Source organism: Mesorhizobium sp. WSM4842, assembly GCF_055901575.1.
Genome location: NZ_CM148372.1, coordinates 2,517,345 through 2,543,454, shown reverse-complemented (window position 1 = coordinate 2,543,454; position 26,110 = coordinate 2,517,345). Strand labels below are relative to the sequence as shown.

Below are 26,110 nucleotides of genomic sequence, written 5' to 3'. Positions count from 1 at the left end.
ATTTGGACGTGAATACATCGGTCCGGCTGACGCCGGAGGAGGAAACCCAGCTCGCCGAAATTCTCGGCCCTGCGCCGCTTGCTGACGTTCTGGCCGATCTCGGCAAAGCCGCTATGCGCGAATACGTCGACATGCTGCTCGGGCAAAGCAGCCTGAGGAGCCCGGACGCGCGAGAGCAACGCCTTCTGCTCTATATTCTCGAAGCGAAGGCAGGCGCGATTCCCGACGAAGCGACCGTTGCGCGCCTATTCAATCTCACCGGAACAGGCGCGCGGTCCCTTATTCGATCGGTGCTGTCTCGCTACCGTCTAAGGCTCGCGGCAGCGGTTCGCCAAGCGGCGACCGAGGTCCTGCAGAGTTGCGAGGCTGAGGCTAATGGCTATCGCCGGGTCTCGATCGGCAACTCTGCAATCGTCGAATATCTCAATGACCTGCTCGCCGAACTGAACGGCGAACTCAAGCGCGTCGCTCCGGAGGCCCGTACCGGCACCTTCTACCGAGTGCCGGAAGATAGCTATGTCGCGCTCGCAGGCCTGCTCAATCCATGATCGACGATCTTCCCAATGTCATCTCGACGGCCAGCCTGCTGCTCGCCGTGGTCACGGCGCTGATGGGTTTCTGGTATTCCGATGTGGTGAGCGCGATCGATGAAACCGAGCCAAAACTGCCGTTCGAAAAGAAGACGCTAGGGAAGAAGATCGCGCCGATTTTCTGGAGCAAGGCCCTCCCGCTCGCCCTCGGCTCGGTCCTAATCGCCGCGATCTTTCTGTGCCGTGCCGTCGGCATTGTTCTGGAAGCCGTGAACGCGCTAGGCACCGAGGCCACCTATAACGACATGAAGGCAGCTTTTGTCGCTACTGAAGCGCTGATGCTGTTGCTGGCGATCGTGACGGCGACGCTCGCCTGCAAGCTCGGCGTCAAGCGCTGGCGGCTGCGCTAGGCAGTGCCAAGTTTCGGGATAACCTATCTCTCGAAGGAAATGCTCCGCGACGCGCGCCGCTTCATGAACGCCGACCAGACCGGCGTGCGCGACGAAATCGGTTTTCTGATCGTCCACCAGCGTTATGCCGACCGATTTTTTCCAGGCACATCAGTCCTGCACACCAGGCTCCGCTACATCCTGTTCGTGCCGTGGCTCTATGCTGACGTGCGCGCTATGCGCCTGCGAGGACAACGGCCTGCCGACCTGATCGCGAGAGGCGAGCATCGACTGACCGAGCGCCTGCTTGGTGAATCCGGGGTCATCGGCGGGAGGGTCTGGCCGACTCCGATCGATCAGCCACCGGCCTACGTTTACTGGACCGCGCTTCAGCAATGGGGATTACTGCGCGAACGCGGGATTTCAGGAAGCTGGTCGCGAGCGCAGGTCGAACGGGTCCTTGCCACCACGATTTCGACGACCTTGCGCGATGATGAGGAACAGCCCTTCGAACACTCCACCTGGCCCTTCACCTGTCCCGAACCATCGGAAGACTGGGCCAAGGCCGACAAGCTCTCATTCAAGCTCGACAAGGCCGAGCGTAAATATCTTGCCGGGCAGCTCCGCAACATCAAATCGAGTGCCAATCAAGAGGAGGCTTCGCTGCTCGCTATGCTGGTCGGCCAGCAGCTCGGCGACGCCGACCATGCCTGGAGCCCCGAGATTCTCGCACTTGCGAAACATGAGCGTCCGGCCTTAGTGCGTGCTGGCCAAGCGGCCGCCCTCGCAGCCATCGGAAGAGCGGTTTACGCGGCTCAAGTCGAATGGCTGAAAGCCGAGCTGGATAAGCGGCGCTGTTCGGATTGCCAGCGTAAGGCCCTGCCAAAGGTTCTCAAAGCATGGGGCAGGCGCGCCGGAGCGCTCGATTGGGATGCGTTCGAAGCCGACATGGGAATTCTGCCAGCACGCGTGGCGGATGCGCTTTCGCAAACGCTTCACTGGATCCGGGGCGGCAGGACAGATCCGATGGAGATCGAGGCGGCTTATCGGCGCGCCGAAGAATCCCGGAAACGCCGCCGGGCGCGACTGTCGCGAACCCGGGATGGCGCAGATCGACGATTCGAATGGAATGAAGAGGAACACGGGGCGGCAACACCGCTTCATTATCGTTGGCAAAATGTGAAACGGCTGCTCGCAGACCTCGAAGGGGTGAAATAGCGATGGCAGGCGAATTCGTTGGCCAGCTCTATCTCGACCAGCTTCGGCCCGATCGCGGCTGGTCGGTGCGCGTCGCGCTGTTCACCGCCTATTCCGCTGATCCATTCGCGATCGGCGCGACGCTCCTCGCGATGACGGGGCGCAATAGTGATGCCGGTAGCGGCAATGCCGCCGAGTTCGCCGAAGCCATCGAACGAATGCGCGACAAGCTGAGGATCATTGTCCAGCGCGGCCGGCTCCACCGGCGCTCCGACCTGCCAAGGGTAACCGGGGTGCTCGATCAATTCATTGTCGAGCAGGACTACGATGAGGACTGGCAAAGCTGGCATCCCAAGCTCGCGCTGGTCGGGTATGAGGGCCCGGCCAAAGAGCGCAGCTGGCGCTTCTGGATCGGCAGTCGCAACCTCACGCCCAGCCGCGATCTCGACCTCGGCTTGCTGATCGAAGGCGCGGCGCGGCGCAAGAAGGGCGGACGGCCTATCCCCGAACTTGGCGGGATTGCAGAACAACTTGCGCGCTTAGTCGGCCTCGACGCCTTCCCGCCAAAGGCTTTGGCGGACGACCTCGCATCGATCATCTGGCGCGCACCGGACGATGTTCGCATCGATGCGCTGCAATTGCGCGCGGACGGAGATCCCGCGGCAAGTCCCCTGCCTGCGGAAAGCTTCGACAGGATCGTCGCCGTCAGCCCGTTCCTTTGCCCCAAGTTCGTCAAAGAGATGGCGCAATGGGGCGACGATGGCACCGAGCGCATTCTGCTGACTACCGTGCCTGCGGTCCGGGGGTTGCCTAGGAAGGCAAAGGAACTGCTGAAACCGATGCGTCTGCTGGCGCTGGCACCGCCAGAACCGGAGCCCGACGATCCGGTGACGGAAACCGGCACTGGTAGGCCCGTGGCGTCCTCAAAGGCTCCGGATCCAGGTGAAGATGCAGAAGCCGAGTCCCCGCCCATCAGTCTTCACGCCAAGCTGTTTGCCTTCCGCACCAAGGGTGCGGTCAAGGTGGTGATGGGCAGCGCCAACGCCACCGATCGCGCTTGGGGAGGCCGCAATGCGGAGGCAACCGTCAGTTTTAGCGCCGGCCCATCGATCGTCTCTGGCATCGACGCCATGCTTGGCTCTGCCATGCCGATACCGACCGAAATACTCGCCGAGCCCGAGATATCGAACGCGAATGACCCCGGCGAGCTTCTCGATAGCGTCCGCCGAGCGCTGGTAGCGCGTTGGCCACTGTCGATTGACCGGAGAGGCGAGCGATTTGCCCTCAAAGCTGACTTTCCGCCGAAGCTGGGCAATCGCGGCATCCGCCTTGAAACGGCGCTGATAACCGGGACTCTTATCGCATGGCCCAAATCTGCCCTAACGCTTAATCTGGGCGATATACCGCTCGCGTGGCAGACGGATCTTATCCAGCTTCGCCTCAGTCTTGGTGACGACAGCTGTGGCTGGATGCAGAGCGTGCCGATCTCTCCGCCGATCGAGCCTGGCCGTGACCGGGCGGCAATTGCTCGTTTTCTGGGCATAAGATCATTTTACGCATGGATGCGCGGTCTGCTCGACGGCGATATCGGTGCGGCTGAGGGCGCCCCCTGGGAGCGGCACGAGCGGGCTAATGATGGCCGCGATCGCGACGAGGTACGGCTAGATGATCTAACGCTTGAGGACATCCTAACCGCTTGGGCTCGCGACAAGGCGGCCTTTCAACGCGCCGATGCACGGTTCGAAACTTTTATCACGGCAATCCTCGTGCATGACGAGACGCTGACCGCCGACGACCGACGCGCGCTGACGGCTCTGCAGTCGATCTGGGCCGCCGCCCGGCTCACCTTGATGTCGCCCGCATGACGACGACGCCCCGCAAATTTCAGACCGCAACGGTCAAGGCGGCAATCGCCAATCTGAAGGGTAAGGGCCGTCGCCGCTTTCTGGTCGCCGACGAAGTCGGGCTTGGCAAGACTTTGGTCGCGCGCGAGGTGGTTCGCCAGCTGTCTGCCGATGGCGAGAAGCCCTTCACTGTCTATTACATCACCAGCAATACCAAGGTGTCGGACCAGAATGCCAAACGGCTGCTGGATTTCCTCGGCAAACAGGCGAATGCCGCGGTTTCAAAGGTCGATCGGCTCAGCCTCATTCCCCTTGAAGGCAACAAACGGCCGGGGGTTCGCCTATATCCACTGGCACCGCTCACGTCCTTTCCGTCGCTCACCGCTCGCCCCCAAACCGGCAAGGCTGGCGAGCGCGCCTTCATCACCTGCCTACTCGAGCGCTGTTATCCCGGGCTGGAATCAGAGCTGCCGGCTGGCTTTATGCAGCAGCGCGCAGTGTCGAGTTGGGCCGGCGCTCTTAAAATCGCGGGCGGCTGGGTCGACGATCTCCCAGCAAAATTCATCACCGAATATCGCAGCGCGCTGGTTCGCGAGTTCGGACATAATGCCCGCAAGAAGATTGCCAGTGCGACGAGCCACGACAAGCCACTGCGCGTGCTCGCGCGCCTGCGCCGTCCGCTTGCGGAAGCATGCCTGCTCGCAACACCGCCAGACATCATAATATTCGATGAGTTTCAGCGCTACCGCGACTTATTGAAGCCAACCGAGGAGGACCGGCTTGTGCACGCCCTGCTCGACGGGAAGGCGGGTCATGGCCCAGCGATGATGCTGCTCTCGGCTACACCTTATCGCCTCTACAGTGAGAATTGGGAAGGTACACACGCTCAGCCGCACGAGGAACTGTTCGACATTATCGAGTTCTTGGGTGGCAAGAACGCGCGCAACCAAGCAGTGGTCCTATTCGAGCGGTTTGGTGCAATCCTGCGCCGTATCGGTCGCACAGTGGGCGACGCGCCGGACAAAACCCTGGTCGACCATGCCAAGGCGGTTCGGGCTGAGATCCAGGCGCTGTTGCGACCGCTTATGGCGCGAACGGAGCGGCATGATCCGGCCGACCTCAACTGGGAAGGCACCCATCTCCCTGATCACAGCCTCCATGCCAAGGACCTGCAGGTGTTCCGCCATTTTGCAGAAGGGGTAGCGGATAAGCTGAAAACCGCAGCATTGCCCTATTGGCTTTCGGTTCCGCTGCCGGCGCAGTCGCTGGGCGTAAGGTACAAAATCTCGAACGGCGTTGAGTTTAAGCCAAACCGCTCAGTCCCCGCGCTCACCGCAGCCCGCCAGCCACGCGGAAAGGGAGATGGCTGGGGCAGCGCCAAATTGCGCGCTTTGTTGGATGTCTCGTCGATCGAGCAACTCGCCCTTCCCTGGGTCTCACCATCCTTGAGCTGGTGGCCGCTCGCCGGTGGCTGGAGCGAGGCGTCCTCACCAAAGCTCCTTCTGTTCAGTCGCTTTCGAGCAACCCCGCAAAGTGTGGCCGGGCTGACCAGCCTCGAGGTCGAGCGGCGTTACGCGTCGGCGGCAGGCATGTCCTATAATCAGTCATGGGCGCGGCGAAAGCTTCAGGCGAAAGCCGGCCAAGGGGCGACCCTCGCATTATTCCATCCGTCGGCGTTCCTGATCCGGGAAACCGATCCGCTAAAGGGTCGGTTTGCAACGCCTGCTTTGGCAAGGCTGACCATCAAGCAGCAGCTGAAGAAGACGCTGCGGGACATCGGGATTTCTGTCCGCACCAGTCCAAAGTCCGATGCCAAGCGCCGGCTTCCGGGATGGCATGTGCTCGCGGCCGTTGAGAAGGTGAGCGGCGATTTCGACGATGGCCAGGCCAACTGGGATTTTATGGCCAATGAAGATGGCGTGCTTGCGGATCTGCTGGCGCAGCGCGCCGGCGTATCTGCCTTGGAATGGATCAGCCCTCGCGAGCTTCAAGACCTGGCCGATATGGCGCTTGGTGGCCCAGCCATCGCCACGGGTCGCGCCTGGCTGCGGCATTATGACAAGGCCCTCGAGGTCGATGGCCACTGGTCGCTGATCAGCTTTTGCTGGCAGCGACTGCGCCACTATCTCGACAATCCTGTTTTCTGGGGACGTCTCGGAGACGACAAGCCAACGCGCATATTGCAGAACGCGATCATCGATGGTGGGTTTGAAAGTCTGCTCGACGAACATTTCTGGCTCGCCAGGGCTCGCGTTGCGCCTGCCGAGCTGGTCGATGATCTCTATGATGCGCTGGCCGCGGCTTCAGGCTGGTTCACGTTCAAGGATCTACCCGCCGGCCCCGGCGGTATTCGTGTCCGGTGCCATGCGGCCGTGCCGTTTGGCGGAACGGACGCCAGTGAAGATCCGCTGGTGAGCGACGAGCGTACGAAGCCCGTTCGTTCTCAGGAACTGCGCCGGGCGTTTAACGCCCCCTTCTGGCCTCATGTCCTCGCAACTACGTCGGTCGGCCAAGAGGGGCTCGACTTCCACAGTTGGTGCGACCGCATCGCGCATTGGGACTTGCCTTCCAATCCTGTCGATCTTGAACAACGAGAGGGACGCATCTCACGGTTCGGAGGACTGGTGGTGCGGCGGCCCCTGGGAAATTGGGTCGGTCCCGATGCCTTGCTTGAGACGACCAGACTTGGCGGATCGCCCTGGTGTCATTTGGAAGTGCTGGCGGAAAAGCGGCATGCCGATGCCTCCGGGCTCAGTCCCTGGTGGCTGCTCAAAGGAGCGACGATCAAACGCTATGTGTTCAGCCTGCCGCAAAGCCGCGACGTCGCCCGCTTCCGCCGGCTGCGACGTCAGCGGCTGCTTTACCGGCTGGCGCTGGGTCAGCCAAACCAAGAGGATCTTGTCGATCTGCTGATGAGCGGGGGCGAGGATCGCGCGGCGGCTCTCACTGCCCTGACGCTCGACCTTGCGGCCTACCGAAACGTTGAGTGCGCAACGGCGATAGCCGATGCCGCAATTTGATGAGCGCGCGTCCGCTCGGTCATACGGGTCGTGTACCCATCAGCGATCCACTTCCAACGATTGGGTCCCGCTGTCTCCTTGCGCGTGGCGTTCCCGCCTTAGGCTTTATGGCCACGTGAGGCGGGTGTCCGCTTTCGGCGTTCCCGATCACCTAGTGTTGTGACTCTAACACTCGACGCCCTCGTGCGACCTTTTCAAGGATGTCAGCAGCCTTGGCGGTCCAGATGAAGGGTTTGGGGTCGGCATTGTGATGCTCCAGGTAGGCCTCGATCGCGATCGTCAGATCGGTCACGCTGCGAAAGACGCCGCGGCGGATGGCGTCGTCGGTGATGAGCCCGAAGAAGCGCTCGACCTGGTTCAGCCAGGAGGCAGAGGTCGGGGTGAAGTGGAGGCGGAAGCGCTTATGCCGGGCAAGCCAGGCTTTGACCTTGGGATGCTTGTGGGTGGCGTAGTTGTCGACCACCAAATCCAGGGCGAAGTGCTTGGGCGTGTTGCGATCGATCGTACGCAGGAAGCGCAGGAACTCCTGGTGGCGGTGTCGCGGCATGCATTCGCCGATGACCTTGCCGGTGGCCACGTTGAGGGCGGCAAACAGTGTCGTGGTGCCGTTGCGCTTGTAGTCATGGGTCATCGTGCCGGCCCGCCCCTTCTTGATGGGCAGCCCCGGCTGCGTGCGGTCGAGCGCCTGGATTTGGCTCTTCTCGTCGACGCAAAGCACCAGGGCTTTGTCCGGCGGGTTGAGATAAAGGCCGACGACGTCCTGGACCTTCTCGACGAACGCCTTGTCATTGGACAGCTTGAATTTTTTGATCAGATGCGGCTTCAGCCCGTGCGCTGCCCAGATGCGCTGCACGCTCGACGGGCTGAGCCCAACCACCTTGGCGAGCTTGCGCACCGACCAATGGGTGCCCGCCGGCGGCTTCTGATGCAGCGTCATATCCACCACACGCTTGATCACCTCGGCCGAAAGCGGCGGCTTGCGGCTCGGCCGGCTGGCATCCCGCTTCAGCCCCTCAATGCCGCACGCAACGTAACGATCACGCCAGCGATAGGCGGTTCGCTTGGTTTTGCCGGTCGCCCGTACAATCGCGGTGACGCCGTCGCCGCCCGCCCACAACAGCACGATCCGCGCCCGCCAAACCCATTTCTGTGGCGAGTTGCGGTCCGCCACCCAACCTTCCAGCGTCGCCCGATCCTCAGGAGACAACCGGATGCCCGATTCAGTTGACATGCCCTCTGACTCGCACATCAGAGAGCTAAAGGGAATCCTTTCGTCAGAGACGGAACACTAGTCTAGGCGACATGAACGTACGACGGCTTTCAGGAACGACAGATAGCCAGCAATACGTCCAGAAAGGTGCGCAAACTGCTGGGCATCGCTAACTCATTCTGTTGTGCTCGATACCCTCTCAATCGCTTCTTGTGATCCGCACAGATACAGCAATGACTTGGCCCGCGACATGCCTACGTAGAGAGTCTCACGATCCCGTTCCGGGCTGCAGCTGTCAAACGCACAAAGAATGATGGCATCGCGTTCAAGCCCCTTGAAACGAGCAACCGTGTCAACAGTGATTGAATTAATACAGTAATCTTCTATTCGACCAAACTTAGTAGGTTTGGGGATTGGAGATCGAGATAATATGCTCTCAAACTTCTCTCTTTCTCTGGCATCACATATAAGGATAGCGATATCATGCGGAGCGATCTTTTCTTCGACGATAAGCTTGGTAGCTAACGCGACGACTGATTGGGCTTGGCTCTTGATCCCGCTAGCGTGGATCGCTCCCACAGATATCCCGTCAATATCCGGCGGCATGACTGGCATCCCGCGATAGTGACGATAGGCCGCCTGATGGATCGCCTCAGTGTTCCTGCAGTTCCGGTCGAGAACCATTGGCTCGCCGCTCACAGGAATCTCAGCCGACCTGCGGTAAATATCCTGGTTCTCATCTAGAAAGACGTAGAGTATCCCTTGGTCAAGGCTGGTCAGGAGCATTTCAATCGGCATCCAGAACTCGTCGCCGAAGTCCTGACCTTCGTCCACAACAATCGCGTGGTACGCGGGCCCCAAGGCGTCGATAGCGTTAGCGAGAGCCAACGGCATCAGATGATTAAACTCGTCGGCACGAGGATGATCACGCTTGGCCTCAGCTAGGAACTCACGACCAAGATCGGTTTTGGCCCGGGCAATCCACTTGTGGCAGACTTGATGAAAGGTCGCGATATCCAGGCCCGATACGCCCCTGCATTGCTCCCGCAGGTGATCAGCAAGCCCGCGGTTGTAACAGACTAAGAGGGTTCTCATGCCCTCGTTAGCCAAGCGCATCGCCTTTTCTCTGGCGATCAGGGTCTTGCCGGTGCCGGCTCCGCCGGCGATCATCACGCGCCTCTGCCTTTGCAGTACGTCCAGGACGGCCGCTTGTGTCTGCGTCAGCCGAATGCGTTGCTCCTCCTCGCCCTTGATCCGTGCCGACAGCAGTGGCCGAGTGGTTGCAGTGCGGGCGAATATCGAGATGACCCTCTCAACGCCGCGTGTTCCGATCTCATCGAGGGCGCCCTCCGTAGAGCCCCGCCAATAGCCGAATGCCTCCTGGACCCAAGTAGCCAGTCGCGCCAAGTCGTCCTCATCACCGATGATCGCCGCAGGTGCGTCCGGTCCCCGCAACCGTCCGCCGTCACCGATGTCCGGGAAGAACGCGGCATGGCCGATATTGAAGCGCCGTACCCGCAGTCGCTGCCAGCCGGGATGCTCCTTCAGCTTTTCCAGGATGCCAAACTTGCCTCGCCTGGCCTGTTCGAACGGGTTCTTGATTTCATGCTTGTTGCCGTGCCGATCAGTCGAGGTCCAGTTCTGATTGGGATAGTCGAGCGATATCCGACCTCCCTTCACTTCGATCGCCAGAAGACCGAGACGAGGGTGGGCTATCAATATGTCCGTCTCGCCGTCTCTTGCGCCGCCGCCACCTGGCTTTGATATCCATGCCACGGAATGCATGACGACAAACTCGGAGGGGAGTTGGCCATCAAGCGCTCTCAGAAGCCTCAGCTCCGCGTCTGATTTCGAATGCGCAAGTCCTGGCGTGGGAATGCAATTTGCCACTATTCGACAATTCTCAAATCTGAACTGAAAGGAACGTACTTGACGCCTTGGAAGCCGAAATTGACCCTGACGTAAGTGGCAATCCCCCTCTGCTCCACATCGACTATGGTGCCTGTTCCCCACACATCGTGGAGCACTTTGGCCCCTTCCCGGACGTTGAGCTTAGTCGAGCTGGCTACCTCTTCGGAAGCGCTGCGCCAGTTGTGATCGAACCAATATTCCTCGACCTTCTGAAAGGGATTGGCAATCGCGCTGACCTTCTGCCGATCAGGGTCCCGCGCCTGCTCGACGACGTATATCCAATATTCCTCCCGGTATTGTTGCGCCATACCGTACTGGATGTGGGAGAGCTTGACGCCCCGTTCCGACCATTCGGCTTCAAGCCCTTTCACCTCGATGAGCCTCCGCCTACCGTCCGGGCCGGTTGAGACAATGTCGTATCCGGGATTCCCATGTGGTTGTTCCTGTGCGTTCCAGCCGCGAACCTCCTCGTGCCGCAACGCTGCCCTTATCGCAGCAACGTCAATCAGGTTCGAGAGATCAGGTTCCGTCGCGTCGCGGCCCACATCGCTCTTTTCCCTATCTCCAGCCCTCGCGACGTAAGCGAGCATCCGGGAGGTTCGCGTCTTGCGTACCTCGCTCGTGTGGCTCCGGTTCGTTGCTCCTGCTCCCTCTCGTGCGCGACCATCGCTATCGGCATCGTCAATGTTCCGCCGATTGCCATGTTTTTCGTCCGATCCTCCGAAGTCTCCCGTGCCGGCCTTCGAATTGTATTCGCCGGCGGCACCCCCGGAGGTCTGCGACGGCTCTTCCCCACTCCGCCTGGGAGGAACATGCGTGCTTGCATTCCCATTGGTCGTTTTTACGGGCTGCTGTCCGGTATCGAGCTCAGCCGGACCAACCTCGGTTTCATTCTGGTCCTCATCGGCTTTGTCCGTTTCGCCTTCCCCCTCCAACTTCTCGCCACCTTCTCCCTCAAGACCGTGGGTGGCGATATCGGCAGACATGCCGGCTTCATTTGCCTCAACGTCGCCGATGTCGCCCAGTTCCTCGCCGAGGAGTATGTCACCAACCTCCTCTGGCGGCCGATAGCCGGAACTGCGCAGCGCTCCCTCAGCTTCCTCGCGATCTTCGCAGCTCATGATCAGAGAAGCGGTCATGACGAGTGCCTTCATGTCTCCTAGCGGATCGTGGCGCTCGATCTCGGAAAAGATCGTCCTGAAGGCGGCCGCCCAAGCGTTCGTTCGCATCGAGGAGCCTTCGACATGCAGCACGCTTGTATCTAGTTCAAAGAATGCCGGAGCGCTGCTGATGGGCGAATGCACGGGCGGGTCGAACTCGTCGACCTCCACTTGCACCTCGAGCGAGTCGGTCAACTGAACTTCTGCCCGCGAGAGAATGTTGCGCAGGGCTTTGCGGGAACCCGGATTGGGTGCCAGCCAGAGAAGCAAATCGGCACGTTCGCGAAGACTTCCTGTGGCCTCCTCTGCCGGCTTTCGGTCGGGTTGTGAGGCGAGTCGCAGCCGCGCTATTTCCGAAATTGGCCGCACGCCTAGTCGTCGAAAGAGCCGTGCCGCAGCGCTGCGAGCCGCATCAGGCTGCCGAATAAGGCGCTCGTCGAGCGCGGAGCCGAATGGAGCCGCAAGCTGTTCGGCGTCGATCCACACGGCATCGTCGGGCCAGATAGCGTCACCGGCTATGTTGATCATAGACTGCTCACTGCCGAGTTCTTCGATCGCCTGATCGATTTCAGGGTCGCCTCTCTCAAGCGCCTCACACAGGAACCCGAGGCAGTGCGTGTGAATACGAGAGTCCGATTCAGTGATGTCGGACTTCGCGGCGATCTCCCGCATCAGCACTGCGTAGTTCACCGACCTCGGCTCGTCCCGGACACCGAGCCGTCGATAGAGTGCTTCCAACTGGCGCATTCGAGGAGTCGCGCGCCACCAGTATCCGCCGATTGGAGGCGGCATCCAGAAGACCTGGTCAGCCGTGAGGAACCGCTGGGAAGCTCCATCGTAGATGAAAGCGGAACCGCGAAGCTCGTCGATTGCTGCTGCGTCGTCATCTCCCTCCACCCGCTCATTCAGCATGGAATAAGTGAGTTCGGAAGGCGCCGTATTCGTTTGCATGCACTGCTGTAGGTGAGCGAGAATGACTTCCGTCTCGGGCTCTTCGGGAACTTTGAGGAAATCGAGAATTGCGTTCACCGCCATTGAGCTTTGACGGAGCGGCGTTAGATCGATAACCGGCACCTGCGATGCGAAGCCGGGTGCGCGTGCCGCCCTGTAGACTTCGCCAGGGCGGTAGAGCTTGTCCTGATCCCGCTCGCCGTCAACGACGGCCGGCAGGAATTCGATGTTACGAAGCTCCTCCAACGCTTCTTGGTCTTCCTCAGTGAATCGCGACCAATGCTCGATCATATGGCGGATGATCGGCGTTGCGACCTTCGCCACCTCATCGGGGTCGCCTCCATCGGCAATCTCCTCGATCCTGGCGACGATATGGTGTGCCGCCACAGTGGTTGGCATCCCAAGCCTGCTCTCCAGGATGTCCCGGAACTTTGAGAGCAAAGGCGCGGAAGGCATCCAGTCCTCATCAACCCACCGGCTGCCGTCCTCTCCGAGCAATGCCTCCAAGGACGCGGACCAGAAATAGCACTCGTCGGGACGCACAAACTCGCAAGCACGAGTTCTAACGAACGAGCGTTCCGCCAGCAGTTCGAGGCTGTCCTCATTCTCCAGCTCGTTCTTATGCTGGATGATCTGGGTGATGAGAGACTGGTACTGTTCTCGCGTCGGCTCGCGCTCCAGTATGTCCTCAAGGTGCTCGTTGATGTACTCATGGAAGCTCAGTACGCGCACGTCCAGCACGCGTTCGGCAAACTCATGCATTTCGGCAGGGAATAGGGAGACATCGATAAGCTCGAAATAGCCTGTGGGGTCCTTGAAGCCGCCAGGAAGCTGGCCACGGGCCGGAGATACGAAGCTATGCGGCGTGCGCAGAAAGGGGACTTGCGCTAGTATCTTGCCGGCATTCGTGGTCCCCGGGTAGATCGGGAAGCTCACCATAAGTTTGTAGAGGCCGCGGACGCCGTCCGACGCTGTTTCGATAGTCTGTTCGGCCGCGTGGCTGTCGCCCACGGATTTCGCAAGGTCCCGTGCAAAGTCGTCAAGCGTATATTCATCGATGAGCGAGGCGAGCTCAGGGTGGGAGAGCACCTCCGCGTGGACGATGGGGCAGTCGCCTATGTATAGACGGACCCGCGCCGGACCGACCCCCACTGGAACCCGCCAGACTTCGGCGGGGCTAACGGCATCTCCATCGATATCGATCAGGAAGGTCGCATCTTTGAGTTTTTTGATCTCTCCGTCGAAACCCGGGCGACCGCGCGCAAGGCCGATTAACCGGCTGACAGCTGCCCAGAGGTTTCGGATGTGTTGGTTGTTATCAGAAATGCCACCCCCTTTAAGCACCTGTAGCCTGGATAAGACAGTGGACAGGCGGAGTTCGCCTACACCGACCGCGGAAAGGGCCGTCCACGATGGGCGGAGCGATTGATCGAGCAGTTCGATGCCAATGCTGGTGATCGCATCCTGCTCACCGCGCGACATCTGGTCCGGCGCCAAATAGACTCCGACCGGTGCATGCCAGTTCTTCGCGGCAGTCCACACAGAATCGGAGGCTTTCGCGGCAGCGCTGAACCGTTTCCAGAACTCAGCGAACGCACCGTTTTCTCGTTGGTGGAAGATCTCCAAACCGAGCTGCCACAATCGGAAATGCCCGAGTCTGTCCCTGAGAAACGCAAAGTGCTCGCCGACAATAGCAGCAGCGGTTGCGATCAGAGCTTCGTTCCAGAAACGTTCGTGACCTTCCCCCTTGAGCACGATTTCCTGCCGGCTCGCGTGTGGGAAAAAGTCCGCGTTGACGTGTAGCGGCATTCCCGTTCGGTGCTGGGTGGGAAGATAAGCGTAGAGGCACCCATCAATCGATCCCCCGTCAGCCGCGATGGCGATACTGGCGGTTTTGGATCGATCGAGCTTCGCGAGCATCTCATATTTTTCCAGGAGGCCGCGCGCGGTGATGATGTCATCGGCTTGGCGCGACAGAACCAGCCACCGCTCGGTCTTACCGTCCGGCCCGAATGTCAGCGCGATGCCATTGGCGGTTCGTTCTATGTCGACCGTCATCTGAACTTTCCCGTCCCGCCGTACTTCCACGCGCTCCAAATGGCGCAAGAAAAGCAGACTCGATCGCAAAATCGCCGAGACTTCGCCGACAACTCGCGCCGCTACATCAGGCGGCGTTAGTGAGGCGTTGAGTGCGTTTCGGATATCAGACGGCTCGGATGCCCATGGCAGTTCAAACTGCGTCCCACCCTTAGTCGCCAGTCGCTCCTGCCGAGCCTCCCCGGTGCGTGGATTCAGACGCAATTCTGTTCCAACAGAACGAACAATTGGCGTGTCGGTAATTTGGTAGACCGCAACGAACCCGATCCCAAAGCGCCCGATATTTTCCGGTGAGTAAAGTTTGCTCCTGCTGCCCATTCTCGCAATTGCGTGGAAGTTGCATGGGCGATGGATGCCCCGTGGGTCGCCTGTGGTTTCCCAGGGGCACCGCTTTTGAGTAAGTCCACAGGAAGAGAAGCTTGCATCGTTGACGACCACGAGGGCATCAGTCCTCACGTCGAACGAGAGGGTTCGCGCTCCTGCGTCGTCAGCGTTCTGGATGAGTTCCAGGGCCATGATGCCGTAGCCCTGAAGGCCCTTGAGCGCCTGCTCGATATTGCCACAGAGATCGGCCTCATAGCTAAGGCTGATCGGCGTGGGATCGGTCTGCGCGGAAATGTCGTTCATGATAGTAGGTCCCCTTCTCTTAGTATAAGTCATACTGAGGCAGGCCACCACAGTCTCTTTCAGAGGGGCACGTGCGTTAGATCGCGCTCGCATGTCTGCTAGGCGGGAAGTTGCCTGCGGAGTGACACAACGATTTCCGCTATTGGAGGACAACAAGAGCCAGCCGGATGACCGACATTCAGGCGCAAAGCGGACGGGTTCCAGGATTGGCCTGTGCGCAGTTAATCGACTACACCACTCAAGGTATCAGCACGACCTTGCCGGTCGAGCGGCGCTCCTCCAGCGAGCGGTGCGCTTCGTTGCCTGGTCGAGCGGAGAGCGGCCGCCTTGCGTCCCGGCAAGCTGGACGCTGGCGGCCAGGTGGAAAAGCTCCGACAGGCTGGCCCTGAGGCCATCGGCAGAGAGCAGCGGAAGCAGGGCAAAACCTCGCACGGACTGGTTTCGGGTGATCATCGCTTCCAGTTCCGCAGCGCCGATCGCGTATCTGCCCAGCGCCGCAAAAACCAGGTCTCCGCCAGGCGCGAGTGCCTGCAGCGACGCCGCCGTCATCGAGCCGCCGACAATGTCGTAGACGACATCGACGCCGGCGCCGCCCGCCGCTTCTCGTACACGCATGGGCCAATCCGACGTGCTGTAGTCGACCGCGGCATCGGCTCCAAGCGACAGGGCAAGATCGAGCTTGGCCCTGCTGCCGGCGACCGCGATCACGGTGCTGGCGCCCTGGCGTTTGGCGAGTTGGACCAGCAAGGAGCCGACACCGCCCGCGGCTGCAGTGACCAGCACCGATTTGCCGGCTGGCGGGCTTTGCCGCAGCAGATGAAAAGCCGTCAGTCCCTGCACCATCAAGGCCGCCGCGTCTCGAACGAGAGCGCGTCGATTGGGCGGCCGAGCGGATGGCCCGAACTCCCGTCATCATCGCCAGCAGCTCGAATCCGGATGATGGATCAAGGCTGCAAACCCGCTACGGACGCGACGCGGTCGGCCAGGTCATTCAACGCTCCCTCGCGGCGATTGCCGAAGGCCTGGTGGAACGGGGCGTGCGCCGGCTGATCGTCGCGGGCGGAGAGATATCCGGCGCGGTGGTCCGACCGGCTTGCCATTCCCGCATTTAGGCTCGGGCAGGAAATCGTTGCGGGCGTGCCCGTCTTGCACAGTATCGGAAGTCGCCACGGCGACATGGTGTTGGCTCTCAAATCCGGAAATTTCGGCGGCGAAAGCTTCTTCGCGGACGCTTTGGCCATCATGGCGTAAGCGCCGTGGCGGCTCTTCACGGGAGCGGACTGGCCACTTCAAGCCCATGACCCGAAGCCGTTATCCGCCACACATGTGTCCGTCCTAAGATCGGTGCAGGTCTGCCGGCACCGTTCGGGTCAAGATACGACCGCGGGCAAACCGTCAGCCGAATACAAGCTCCGGCAGGACTGCTTCCCAGACATCTCGGTGAAGGTGCACCCGGAACTCTTCCAGATTATCGGACTTGCGCCAGCGCACGAAGGCGCCGACCTCGCCGCGCAGGAAGCTGAGGCCTTCGGGAGGCGACCAGCTTCTGGCCATGCGTCCGAGGGCCTGTCCTTGTTTGTCCTGTATCATCCAGAGCGAGCCATCGCGCACGATCTGAATCGGATCTCCTACTTTCGCCGCCGAGATGGCGGCGAGGGAGGGATCGCCCGGCCTGAGACGCCCGGCCCATGACAGGTCCACGGTCTTAAGGTTCGGCACCTGGTACAGCGCGGTCGGAAGAGCGACGCCGTCGGCGACAGCCGGCGCGGCTCGGCGCAGCACATGCTCTTTGTCCTGCTGGACGAACGGATGCTGACCTTGAGCAATGATCGCGAGGCTGCGTCGCGCCCGGGTCATGGCGACATAAAACAGGCGGCGCGGCGCATCAGGGTCCTCGCCTTGGGAAGGCTTGTCCCAACCGCCATTCAGGATGACGACATCCTCGAATTCCAGGCCTTTCGATCGATGCGCCGTCAGCAGCAGCAGCGCGCGCTGATCGCTGCGGGCATCATTGGCCCACTCAGCGAACCACTCGACAAGGTCCGGCACGGGCATGGTCTTGTTCGCAAGCTCCTTTGCAAGCGCCGCGATGCCTTCGGCGATCAGATCCGTCCAGCGGTTGGACGGTATCGCGTTCAGCATATCCACCAGATCACGGACGGCCAGCAGACGCGTATTATCGCGGCGCAGTGTGTCGATGAACTGCTGCATCTCGCGCAGGCGCCAGATGCTGGGCAGGCTCTCGTTTGCCATCTCCACTGGGATGCCAAGCGTCTCGGCATAGGCCCGCACCGAAGCCAGCCGCCGCCAGTCGCGCGCGATGATCGCGGCGCGCGACCAACTCCACTCCGGATCAAGGCGCGAAAGCCGGACGAGTTCATCCATCGCGGCCATGGCCTGCGCCACGTCACCGGCCCGGCAGTCCAGCACATGCACTCGCCCTTGCACAACCGGATCGAGCGCCGCCATGTCTCCGCCGGGCGGCGCTACGCTGCGCTTGCGATCTATGGCAATGTCGTGTCCCGCTTTCATGCGGTCAGCGGCGGGCGCAATGACTGCGTTGGCCGCCGCAATGATATGTCCGGTCGAACGGTAATTCTCGACCAGGAATTGCGGTCGTGCACGATAGTCGGCCTCGAACTGCCGGATGAAGCGGATGGACGCACCGGCGAAGGCGTAGATGTTCTGATCGTCATCGCCCACCGCAAAAAGGCTGAGCCGAAGCTCCGGATCGTCCAGGGAGCGGCCCGCAACGGCGGAGATCAGCGCGTATTCCTCAGGGCCGATGTCCTGATACTCGTCCACCAGAATCCAGCGATAACCCTGGATCAGGGCGTCGCGTCGTGCCTCCGCCTCGGGCTTGCTGAGCCCTTCGCCGTTCAACTGGCGCACGGCCTCCATGACGATCCCGTCGAAGTCGTGCGTCGTCTCGTTCGCACTTCCGGCAAAGCTCGCCCCCACCAGCCGCATGGCGAGGGCGTGGCATGTGGATATGGTCACCGCATTCGCGTCATCGCCGATCAGGTGGCGGAGCCGGATGCGTATCTCGGCGGCGGCATGACGGTTGTAAGTCAGCACGAGGATGCCGCGCGGATCCTCGCGACGGACCCGGATGAGATAGGCGATGCGGTGCACCAGAACGCGCGTCTTACCCGAACCCGGTCCTGCCAGGACCAGGACGCTGGTCTGTTCGCGATCGTCGGCGACGATCTCTTGCTGAAATGGGTTCTTCAGTGCCTCAACGATCGCTTTCCAGGAGGTGCCGGTGGTTTGACGCCGGATCTCGCCGCCTTTGCCGGGCATCCAGCGGCGCAGGAAGGCGTCGCGCTCGAGCACGAAGTAGTCCTCGGACAGCCGCAGCGCCTGATCCATCGCGGCAAGGCCCTTTTCGGCATAGGCCGCCATCACATGGGTCTGGATCGTCTGCTCGGCGTAGTGTTCCTCGATGGGTACAAAATCCTTCGCGGTGAACTGGCCGCCCGAAGGGTTCAGATGGACCGTCATTGCCGGCCGAAAGATCGTCAGCCCCTTGCCTAGCGTCACCACCTCCTGCTCGTGCAGCCACAGAAGTGCGCGGTCCATCAGCTTGGTTATGTCCTGAATGCCGCCGCTACGCAGCAGGGCGTCTCCGGTCAGGGTGGCGAGCAGATCGCCCATCGTAGTTTCGACCTGGATGTCCTTGCCGCGGCTGCCATTCGGCAGCTTGCCCAAAAGATGCCCCAGCAACAGTTCGGCGCCCTGCTGCCGCAGGCTTGCCGTCTGTTCCAGTGCCTGCCAGGTCCGTTGCAACGTCACCATCAATGTGTTGCGCGAAGCCTTGCGCAGCCGCAGATTGCCCTTGCCACCATCCTGATCGCGCCCGTCACGGCCCATGCTGCGCAGCAGCTTTTCCACGATGTCTGGTCGCACTGCGCTGTGCCCCTGATTGCGGAGCGCCTGAGAGGTTTCGGCCAGATGCAGGGGAGTGCCTCCGGCACCTTCGGCATCGGGGGCGGCCTCGCGCATCAGGGTGATCAGCGCGGTTTCAAGCCGTGCGGCCTGCGCCAGCCGCTGCTGCGAATGCCCCTCGACGGCGACATGGACAAAGACTGTGACCGTCACGTCATTGCGGGCGACCCCGAGCGCCTCGAGATCGGCCATTGCCTTGATCAGCATACCGCCTGTCAATCCGCTGACCCCGGCCAGCTCATCGGTGGAAATGCCATGATCGGGAGGCGCGTTCATCAGGTGGCGGGTAATGTCCAGAAGCTGCCTGCGACGGGTGCCGGTGATCGCGCCCTTGGCCAGGATCGCCTCGACTTCTTCCAGGTTGCGGATTCTAAGGGATGAGGGAAAGACCTGAACTCGGTTTTCGTCGCGGCTCAGGAGCGTGGCCTCTTCCAGCCAGGACACCGCGGTTTTCACCCTCGTGTCGTCGGTGGCGCTGTCGCGCTCGAACTCCTGATCGCGTTCGGCTCGCACAACTTCGCCCGGGGTGGCGACCACGGTGCCGGTCTTCTTCGTCCGGTCGTCCAGCCGCCGCAGGGCCTTGAGGATGGCACCGATTTCGTGCCGAGCCAGGCGCGAGCGCGCCGAAAGCGAGAACTGGCGCTCGACATCCTCGACGGCGAACAGCAGGACGCAATTGGCATGCGCGCGATCGCGGCCCGCTCGGCCGGCTTCCTGCAGGTAATTCTCCAATGACCCGGGAATATCGCCATGCACCACCAGCCGGATATCGGGCTTGTCGATCCCCATGCCGAAAGCGTTGGTCGCGGCGATAATGCGCAGTTCGCCGATGCGGAAGCGTTCCTGAATGTCGCGCTTTTCCTCGGGCGTCAGACCGGCGTGGAACCGTTCCGCCAACAGACCCTTCTGTTTGAGGAAATCGGCGACGCGTTGCGTCTCGCTGCGGGTGGCACAGTAGACCACCGCACCCGAAGCGCCGTCCTGTGGCAGCTTGGCCTCGATCACGTCGAGGATATCGGCCAGCTTGGTGCCGGGCTGCGTCGGCCGGACCTCGAAGCTGAGATTGGTGCGCACCGCGCCGCCGTCCAGCAGCATCAGTTCGCGCTCTAAACGTGATTGGAAATGGTCGCGGATGTCGCGCACCACTTCGGGCTTGGCGGTGGCGGTCAGACAAAGCACCGGGGCAGCAGCTTCATGCCCTACGGATTCCTTGATGAAGCGGCTGATATAGCGGTAGTCGGGCCGAAAATCGTGGCCCCATTTCGACACGCAATGCGCCTCGTCCAGCACCCAGAGTCCGATTTCACGCTGTGCCAGAACCGAGCGGACCGAGTTGCTGCGCAATTGCTCGGGCGAGATCAGCAGCATTGCCGCCTCGCCCATACGCACACGGTCCAGCGCATCCTGCCGCTCGGGCATCGACAGCATTCCGTTGACGGTTACGGCCGAGGAAATGCCCGCCCGCGCCATGCCCTGCACCTGATCGGCCATCAGCGCGACCAGCGGAGAGATCACTACTGTCAGCGCCCCAGTCTTGTCGAATTTCGACAGGGCGGGGATCTGGTAGCAGACCGATTTGCCGGTGCCGGTCGGCAGAATCCCGAGGACGCTCGCCCCGCGCATCGCCTCATCGACGATTCGCTCCTGCAGCGGGCGGCCCATATCGTCCACCGGCTGCGCGCGGAAGGCATTGAACCCGAACCAGCGCGACAGCGCGCGGACCGGGTCGTTTTTGTCGCTGCACCAGGCGCAATCCGGGCTATCGCAATTGGTATCGCGCAGGTGCCGCACGATCAGTGCAGCCTCGCGGAATTGCGCCCGCACCCAGGGCGGCATGACGGAATCCCCGCCCGCGACCAGGATCCAGGACAAAGCATAGGCCATGGGCCATCCGAGCTGCGGGTTCGAAAGGCGGCTCAGTGTCTGCTCGACCCGCCTCTCGCAGGCACGCCCCGCCAGCAGCCGGGAAATCGCTTCTCTCGCCGCAAGAGAACCCGGCGCAGGAGCTCCCCTAACCTCCTGGAACACTGCGTCGAACCCACCTGGGTTTTCCATTCTCGTCGAAAGGAAATGAAAGGCTGTTACGGCATCGGGCTGGTCGGCATTCTGCTGCGTCAAAGCCGCCAGTTGATTGCGCAGCACCTGAAACACCAGTCGCGCATCCATTTCCGGATCGTTGACATGGCCCGCTTGCAGGCGCCCGTCATGGTAATGCTTGACCAGGTAGTGGTAGGGATTGCGCGGAAATGCGAGCGGATTTAGCCATAGGGTGTCGATCGGCGATCGAAAAATATTCGCGAGTCCAGGCCGCAATGCGACCAGATGAGGCAAGTCATGTCGAATGATGTTGTGGCCGAGCAGATGCTCGGCCGCGGCTGACTCTGCTTCCAGACGGTCAAGGGCCGCATCGAGATCGCGTTTCTTTGCGAGGATTGAGGGACGAGCGTCATCACGCACCGCCGCAAAAGCGAAGATGGTAGCGGTTGCAGGATCCACTTCCAGATCGACCGAAACGCAACGCTGCAAAAAGGGTTGGAAAGGCTCAGTCATATTGCAACGCTGTACTCACGGGATGAAACGGTTAGCGATCATGGTCGCGCTCGACGAAAGGTCAACGTTCAACTTGAGCCACAAAAACGTTGCCCGACAGCCACCTATCCAGCTCAGTTCAATAACGCGACCCGTAACTGCGCAGGTTATCGACTAATCCTGATTGTGCTTCACAGGGGGTAATGTGCGCAGCGGCAACCATCCGAGAAGCAATATCTACCAAATGCCGCAATCTGGGGGCTATAGCACACGGTGCTTTGATGCCTAGAGGTGCCGCGAAGGTTGAGGAGGCTGAAGGTTTCGATTTGAAATTGCTCGCTGCGACTGATGAGAAAGTCGCGCCAACTCGCTGCCCGAGGATCCAGTGCCAGCCCAAGCGCGCCATAGTTCCGACAATGGCAGCTTTTGGGCAACGACGGCAGAGCGACTACTGACCGAGTTGAGGCACATTGCCGCCGGCAGCCTTGGGGCCGTGAGCGGACTGGCAGCTCCGAGGTTCGGATCGGCGGAAGCGGACAACGGGTCGGCGAGAGGTCGTCATCGGCTGATCCTGAGCGACGGTCCAGGGATAGGCGCGCCCATGCCGGGCGATGCGAAGGTAGACACGTCTTCGATTTTGAGGAACGCACCGCCGAGAATATGCCTGAGAGAGGAGGCTGGGAGGGGACCGGCGGCTTGTGACAGCGCAGCACCTGACGCGCGGTTCGGTCCGCGCCAGCTGGCCTCATTCGGGAAGCCCTGCCGTTCGCAAGGCCGCTGCCAGCGCGTCCATCAAGTACGGCCGAAACAGGTTAGTTCGCACGTAGCCGCCGACCGAGAAATTCGGCGCCACCTCGATCAGTCGTCGTGCCGCAGAGTGCGCTTCTTCGACATTGCCAAGGCCGACGTGGCTGGCCGCCAGATAGGCGTACGGGATGCTGAAGCCCGGATTGGCCCGAACCGCCAGAGCGGCGTATCTGGCCGCGTCGGCGAAGGTGCCGGCAAAGAGGTGAGTCAGGGCGAGGGCGCAGTAGGGATGGTAGCTCAGCGGATCGTCGATCGGGCTCAGCCGCAGCGCCTTGTGCGCATGTTCCACCGCCCGCTGGTGTCGCTCGCTGTGGGCACTGACCAAAGCGCTGAAGCCAAAGGCCAAGGCCGAATTGTGGTTCAATGCGAGGGCCCGGTCGAGCACCTCGAGGGCGGCGTCGTACTCCCGGGTGAGGTTGGCGCGGACGAACGCGCCGATGCTCATCGCCTGCGGGTCGTCGCTGTTGATGCCTAACGCAATGTCGGCGTGGTTGAGTGCGGCCGTCTTGTCTGCGGGATCCAACCCGTTGCGGAGATAGCGCTGCTCGTAACACCATGCGGCATAGCCATGCGCAGCGACATAGTCCGGCTGAAGCTCGATCGAGCGCGCCAGCAGTTGCAGGGCCTTGTCCGTCTCGACGGGCGTGTTCGCATGCGCGTGCGGCAGGGCCCGAAGGTAGAGATCGTACGCATCCAGACTTTCGGGCCGCTTGCGGCGCGCGCGCTCGATCTCCGCACGGCGGACACTCGGTTCGATCGAGCCCACGATCTGCTCGGTCAACCGATCCTGGAGATCGAACACGTCCTTTGCCGCGCCCTCGAACCTGTCGGCCCAGACATGAGTGGCCGATGCGCCGTCGACAAGCTGGGCATTGATCCTCAGTCTCCCCCCGGACTGCCGCAAGCTGCCCTGCAGCAGGTAGCGAACGCGGAGTTCGGCGGCGATGGTGCGCGCATCGGTTTCCCTGCCCCTGAAGCCGAAGGAGGAATTGCGTGCGATGACGAACAGGCCCGGGATCTTCGAGAGGTTGGTAATGATGTCCTCGACCAGGCCATCGGCGAAGTAGTCATGGGGCTCGTCGCCGCTCATGGTGGCGAACGGCAGCACTGCGATCGAAGGGCCGCCGAGCGCACTCTCGTCGCCACGCTCCAGCGACAGGCGGTAGCCCCGCCGCGAGACGGTGGCCAGGACCGCATGCCGTTCGTCGCCGAGCGCTCGCCGGATCTCGTGGATGCATTGAACGAGACTGTCGTCGGTAACGGCGGCGCCTCCCCAGACGGCTTCAAGCAGCTCGGCCTTGCTGACCAGCCTGTTCGCGTTCTGGACGAGGTGGCGAAGGACCGCAAAGGCCTGCGGCCTGAGGGCGATTGCGTCGCCGTTGCCAAGACGGAGCGTCTCGCCTTCAAGGTCGACGACAACCTTGTCGTTGAGGACAAGGGTGGCAGTTGCTGGCGAACTGACCATGACGATCCTCACGTGTGACGGATCCCGTCGCCGAGCATACACCAGGTCTTCGCCGACGGCTCTCCATTCTTTCAGGGCTCTGGCCGGCGCAATTTCGGCAAACCATCGGAACTCGCTCGTTACTCGGACGAGGCGTGGTGCGATGGTCGCAACGAAGCACGACCGCGCAGGAAGGGAAAAACGATGTCTGCCACCGATCTTGTCCGGTCGCTCCGCGATCGCTGCGTGACGCTCCTGGTAGCCGCCATTTGCGGTTCGGTGCTCCCCGGCTCGACCGCGGCGGGTGAGCAGACACACCAGCTTCGTGGACTGTTCTGTAACACGGAGGGGCAGCTCGACGAGGCGCTCAGCCATATGAGCCGGAACGTTGCGCCGGGCGCGGCCGCCGAACTGACCAACGACGAGGAAATCGTCTGCACCTACGTGGATCTGCTGCACTACATCGTCGAACGACCGCGGATCATCGGGGAAATCCCGGCCGAGTTTTCCCTGGTCAAATACGAGGGTGAACTCGTCGGCGTGATCGTAGGAAGTCGCGTCCGTCCGGTATCGCCGCCAGCTCGTGTCTTCTTCATCCTCCGCGACCGCCTTCCGGACGCCGTGACCGAGCAGCGCGTCTGAGCACCTGTGTCAGGCATCAGCCGGATTTGAAACGGATCGCGAAGGAGCCTTGCGATTTGCCGCTGCATGACGCCCTAGCGCACGGTCGACAGGTAGCGGCCCGGGCGGCGCAATCCATGACCTCCTGCATGATCCCGGCAACGTCTGCTTTGAGGATGTTGCGAAGTCGATCTCTATGGCCGACATGAGGCGCAAAGCGGACGGGTTCCACGATTGGCCTGTGCGCAGTTAATCGACCACACCACTCAAGGTATCAGCACGACCTTGCCGGTCGACCGGCGCTCCTCCAGCGAGCGGTGCGCTTCGTTGGCCTGGTCGAGCGGGTAGCGGCCGCCTTGTGTCACGGCAAGCTGGCCGCCGGCGGCCAGTTGGAAAAGCTCCGACAGGCTGGCCCTGAGGCCGTCGGCGGAGAGCAGCGGAAGCAGGGCAAAACCTCGCAGGGACTGGTTCCGGGTGATCATCGCTTCCAGTTCCGCAGCGCCGATCGCGTATCTGCCCAGCGCCGCAAAGACCAGCTCGCCGCCGGGCGCGAGAACCTCCAGCGATGCCGCCGTCATCGCGCCGCCGACAATGTCGTAGATGATATCGACGCCGGCGCCGCCAGCCGCCTCCCGCACACGCATGGGCCAATCCGACGTGCTGTAGTCGACCGCGGCATCGGCGCCAAGCGAGAGGGCAAGATCGAGCTTGGCCCTGCTGCCGGCGACCGCGATCACGTTGCTGGCGCCTTGGCGTTTGGCGAGCTGGACCAGCAACGAGCCGACACCGCCCGCGGCTGCAGTGACCAGCACAGACTTGCCGGCGGGCGGGCTTTGCCGCAGCAGATGAAAAGCCGTCAGCCCCTGCACCATCAAGCCCGTCGCGTCTTCGAATGAGAGTGTATCCGGCAGAGGAACGGCCAGCTTTGCGTCGATCGTCACATACTCGGCACATCCGCCGAAGGGACGCTTCGAAGCGAACAGCGGCGCCGCGACGCGTGTCCCGGCCAGCGAAGCGTCCACGCCTTGGCCAAGCGCCTCCACTGTGCCGGCAGCCTCGACGCCGAGAACCATCGGTAATTGCGGCGTCACCGCGTAGCGGTCCCCGCGCATCAGCACTTCGAAAAAATTCACGCCGGCCGCATGAACGCGGATCAGCACCTCGCCTGCTTGCGGCAGCGGCTTCGGCATCTCGACAACATCCAGGACGTCGGGACCGCCGAAACGGTTCAGTTGAATGGCTCTCATGGCACGCACCCATCGCTATGGCATCGGCTGCTGTTTGCCACTATCTGCCTGATCGCGACTACACACTCATTTGTCCCCTGCTGACTAGGAGGTGACCATGGCCAAGCCGACCAAAAGGGGGCCGACCAAGAGGCTGCCAACCAAAAGACTGCCCATGCTGCCGGCGGAACGCGCGCTGAAGGTGATTTCGGGCCGATGGAAGGCCGTCATTCTCTATCATCTCTTCGACAGGCCCCGGCGGCTGTCGGTGCTGAAGACGCTGGTGCCTGATATCACGCAGAAAGTGCTGATCCAGCAGCTTCGCGAAATGGAAGAACACGGCCTTATCAGACGCGAGATCTTTGCCGAGATTCCCTCGCGCGTCGAATATTCGGCGACGCGCCTTGGCCTCAGCCTCGAGCCTATCCTTTTGGCGCTCTGTGAGTGGGGCCAGCACCATGCGGATGAGCTGAACGAAATGGACCGCGTTACCGATTGCATCATCAAGCCTCGGCAGGCGCGCCAGCCAGCCATCGCCTGAATAAAAAAGGGGCGACGCAAGCGCCGCCCCGGAATCCTTGGGAGGATTGTTCCGGTCT

At 61.7% G+C, this 26,110-nt stretch carries 14 protein-coding genes and 1 pseudogene; 8 read left to right on the top strand and 7 right to left on the bottom strand.

Annotated elements, in window-relative coordinates; translation table 11 throughout:
• Nucleotides 1–8: 8 nt before the first annotated feature.
• The 5 genes from AC0NIE_RS12260 (at nucleotide 9) to AC0NIE_RS12240 (ending at nucleotide 6,980) form a co-directional block, all read left to right on the top strand.
• Complete coding sequence (locus AC0NIE_RS12260; RefSeq protein ID WP_473489048.1) at nucleotides 9–548, top strand: hypothetical protein; 540 nt, start codon at nucleotides 9–11, stop codon at nucleotides 546–548.
• Nucleotides 545–940 carry a hypothetical protein gene (locus tag AC0NIE_RS12255; protein ID WP_473489049.1) on the top strand — a complete coding sequence of 132 codons (396 nt, stop codon included), beginning with the start codon at nucleotides 545–547 and terminating at the stop codon, nucleotides 938–940. The genes AC0NIE_RS12260 and AC0NIE_RS12255 overlap by 4 nt, the downstream gene beginning before the upstream one ends.
• 63 nt (nucleotides 941–1,003) lie before the next feature.
• Nucleotides 1,004–2,137 (top strand): DUF6361 family protein, encoded by a 1,134-nt coding sequence (locus AC0NIE_RS12250; RefSeq protein WP_473489050.1) that lies wholly within the window; start codon nucleotides 1,004–1,006, stop codon nucleotides 2,135–2,137.
• A 65-nt stretch (nucleotides 2,138–2,202) separates the two neighbouring features.
• Nucleotides 2,203–3,981 (top strand): phospholipase D family protein, encoded by a 1,779-nt coding sequence (locus AC0NIE_RS12245; RefSeq protein ID WP_473489051.1) that lies wholly within the window; start codon nucleotides 2,203–2,205, stop codon nucleotides 3,979–3,981.
• Complete coding sequence (locus AC0NIE_RS12240) at nucleotides 3,978–6,980, top strand: DEAD/DEAH box helicase family protein (RefSeq protein ID WP_473489052.1); 3,003 nt, start codon at nucleotides 3,978–3,980, stop codon at nucleotides 6,978–6,980. The genes AC0NIE_RS12245 and AC0NIE_RS12240 overlap by 4 nt, the downstream gene beginning before the upstream one ends.
• Nucleotides 6,981–7,131: 151 nt before the next feature.
• On the opposite strand, the gene AC0NIE_RS12235 is transcribed toward AC0NIE_RS12240, so the two are convergent.
• The 4 genes from AC0NIE_RS12235 to AC0NIE_RS12220 form a co-directional block, all read right to left on the bottom strand.
• Nucleotides 7,132–8,211 carry an IS630 family transposase gene (locus tag AC0NIE_RS12235; RefSeq protein WP_473490046.1) on the bottom strand — a complete coding sequence of 360 codons (1,080 nt, stop codon included), beginning with the start codon at nucleotides 8,209–8,211 and terminating at the stop codon, nucleotides 7,132–7,134.
• A 153-nt stretch (nucleotides 8,212–8,364) separates the two neighbouring features.
• Complete coding sequence (locus tag AC0NIE_RS12230; RefSeq protein WP_473488709.1) at nucleotides 8,365–10,080, bottom strand: UvrD-helicase domain-containing protein; 1,716 nt, start codon at nucleotides 10,078–10,080, stop codon at nucleotides 8,365–8,367.
• Nucleotides 10,080–14,936, bottom strand: a complete 4,857-nt coding sequence (locus tag AC0NIE_RS12225; RefSeq protein ID WP_473488710.1) for a protein NO VEIN domain-containing protein — start codon at nucleotides 14,934–14,936, stop codon at nucleotides 10,080–10,082. Before AC0NIE_RS12225 ends, AC0NIE_RS12230 begins: the two co-directional genes overlap by 1 nt.
• A 246-nt stretch (nucleotides 14,937–15,182) precedes the next feature.
• Nucleotides 15,183–15,779, bottom strand: a complete 597-nt coding sequence (locus tag AC0NIE_RS12220) for a quinone oxidoreductase family protein (protein ID WP_473488711.1) — start codon at nucleotides 15,777–15,779, stop codon at nucleotides 15,183–15,185.
• A gap of 29 nt (nucleotides 15,780–15,808) precedes the next feature.
• Between AC0NIE_RS12220 and AC0NIE_RS12215 the strand changes: the two are divergent.
• Nucleotides 15,809–16,187 (top strand): annotated as a pseudogene (locus AC0NIE_RS12215) (nucleotide-binding domain containing protein); the annotation flags it as partial.
• Between the two features lie 144 nt (nucleotides 16,188–16,331).
• Here the strand turns inward: AC0NIE_RS12215 and AC0NIE_RS12210 are convergent.
• Together AC0NIE_RS12210 and AC0NIE_RS12205 are read right to left on the bottom strand one after the other, a co-directional pair.
• Nucleotides 16,332–21,434, bottom strand: coding sequence for a RecQ family ATP-dependent DNA helicase (locus AC0NIE_RS12210; protein WP_473488712.1), 5,103 nt, complete (start codon nucleotides 21,432–21,434; stop codon nucleotides 16,332–16,334).
• A gap of 724 nt (nucleotides 21,435–22,158) precedes the next feature.
• Nucleotides 22,159–23,697: a winged helix-turn-helix domain-containing tetratricopeptide repeat protein gene (locus AC0NIE_RS12205; protein WP_473488713.1), complete on the bottom strand. Its 1,539-nt coding sequence runs from the start codon at nucleotides 23,695–23,697 to the stop codon at nucleotides 22,159–22,161.
• A 171-nt stretch (nucleotides 23,698–23,868) separates the two neighbouring features.
• On the opposite strand from AC0NIE_RS12205, the gene AC0NIE_RS12200 reads away from it, so the two are divergent.
• A complete protein-coding gene (locus AC0NIE_RS12200) occupies nucleotides 23,869–24,306 on the top strand; it encodes a hypothetical protein (protein ID WP_473488714.1) in 438 nt (145 codons plus the stop codon).
• A 245-nt stretch (nucleotides 24,307–24,551) separates the two neighbouring features.
• Here AC0NIE_RS12200 and AC0NIE_RS12195 read toward each other — a convergent pair whose 3' ends face one another.
• Nucleotides 24,552–25,532, bottom strand: a complete 981-nt coding sequence (locus tag AC0NIE_RS12195) for a quinone oxidoreductase family protein (RefSeq protein ID WP_473488715.1) — start codon at nucleotides 25,530–25,532, stop codon at nucleotides 24,552–24,554.
• A gap of 97 nt (nucleotides 25,533–25,629) precedes the next feature.
• Between AC0NIE_RS12195 and AC0NIE_RS12190 the strand changes: the two genes are divergently transcribed.
• Nucleotides 25,630–26,052 (top strand): winged helix-turn-helix transcriptional regulator, encoded by a 423-nt coding sequence (locus AC0NIE_RS12190; protein ID WP_473488716.1) that lies wholly within the window; start codon nucleotides 25,630–25,632, stop codon nucleotides 26,050–26,052.
• Nucleotides 26,053–26,110: the final 58 nt, after the last annotated feature.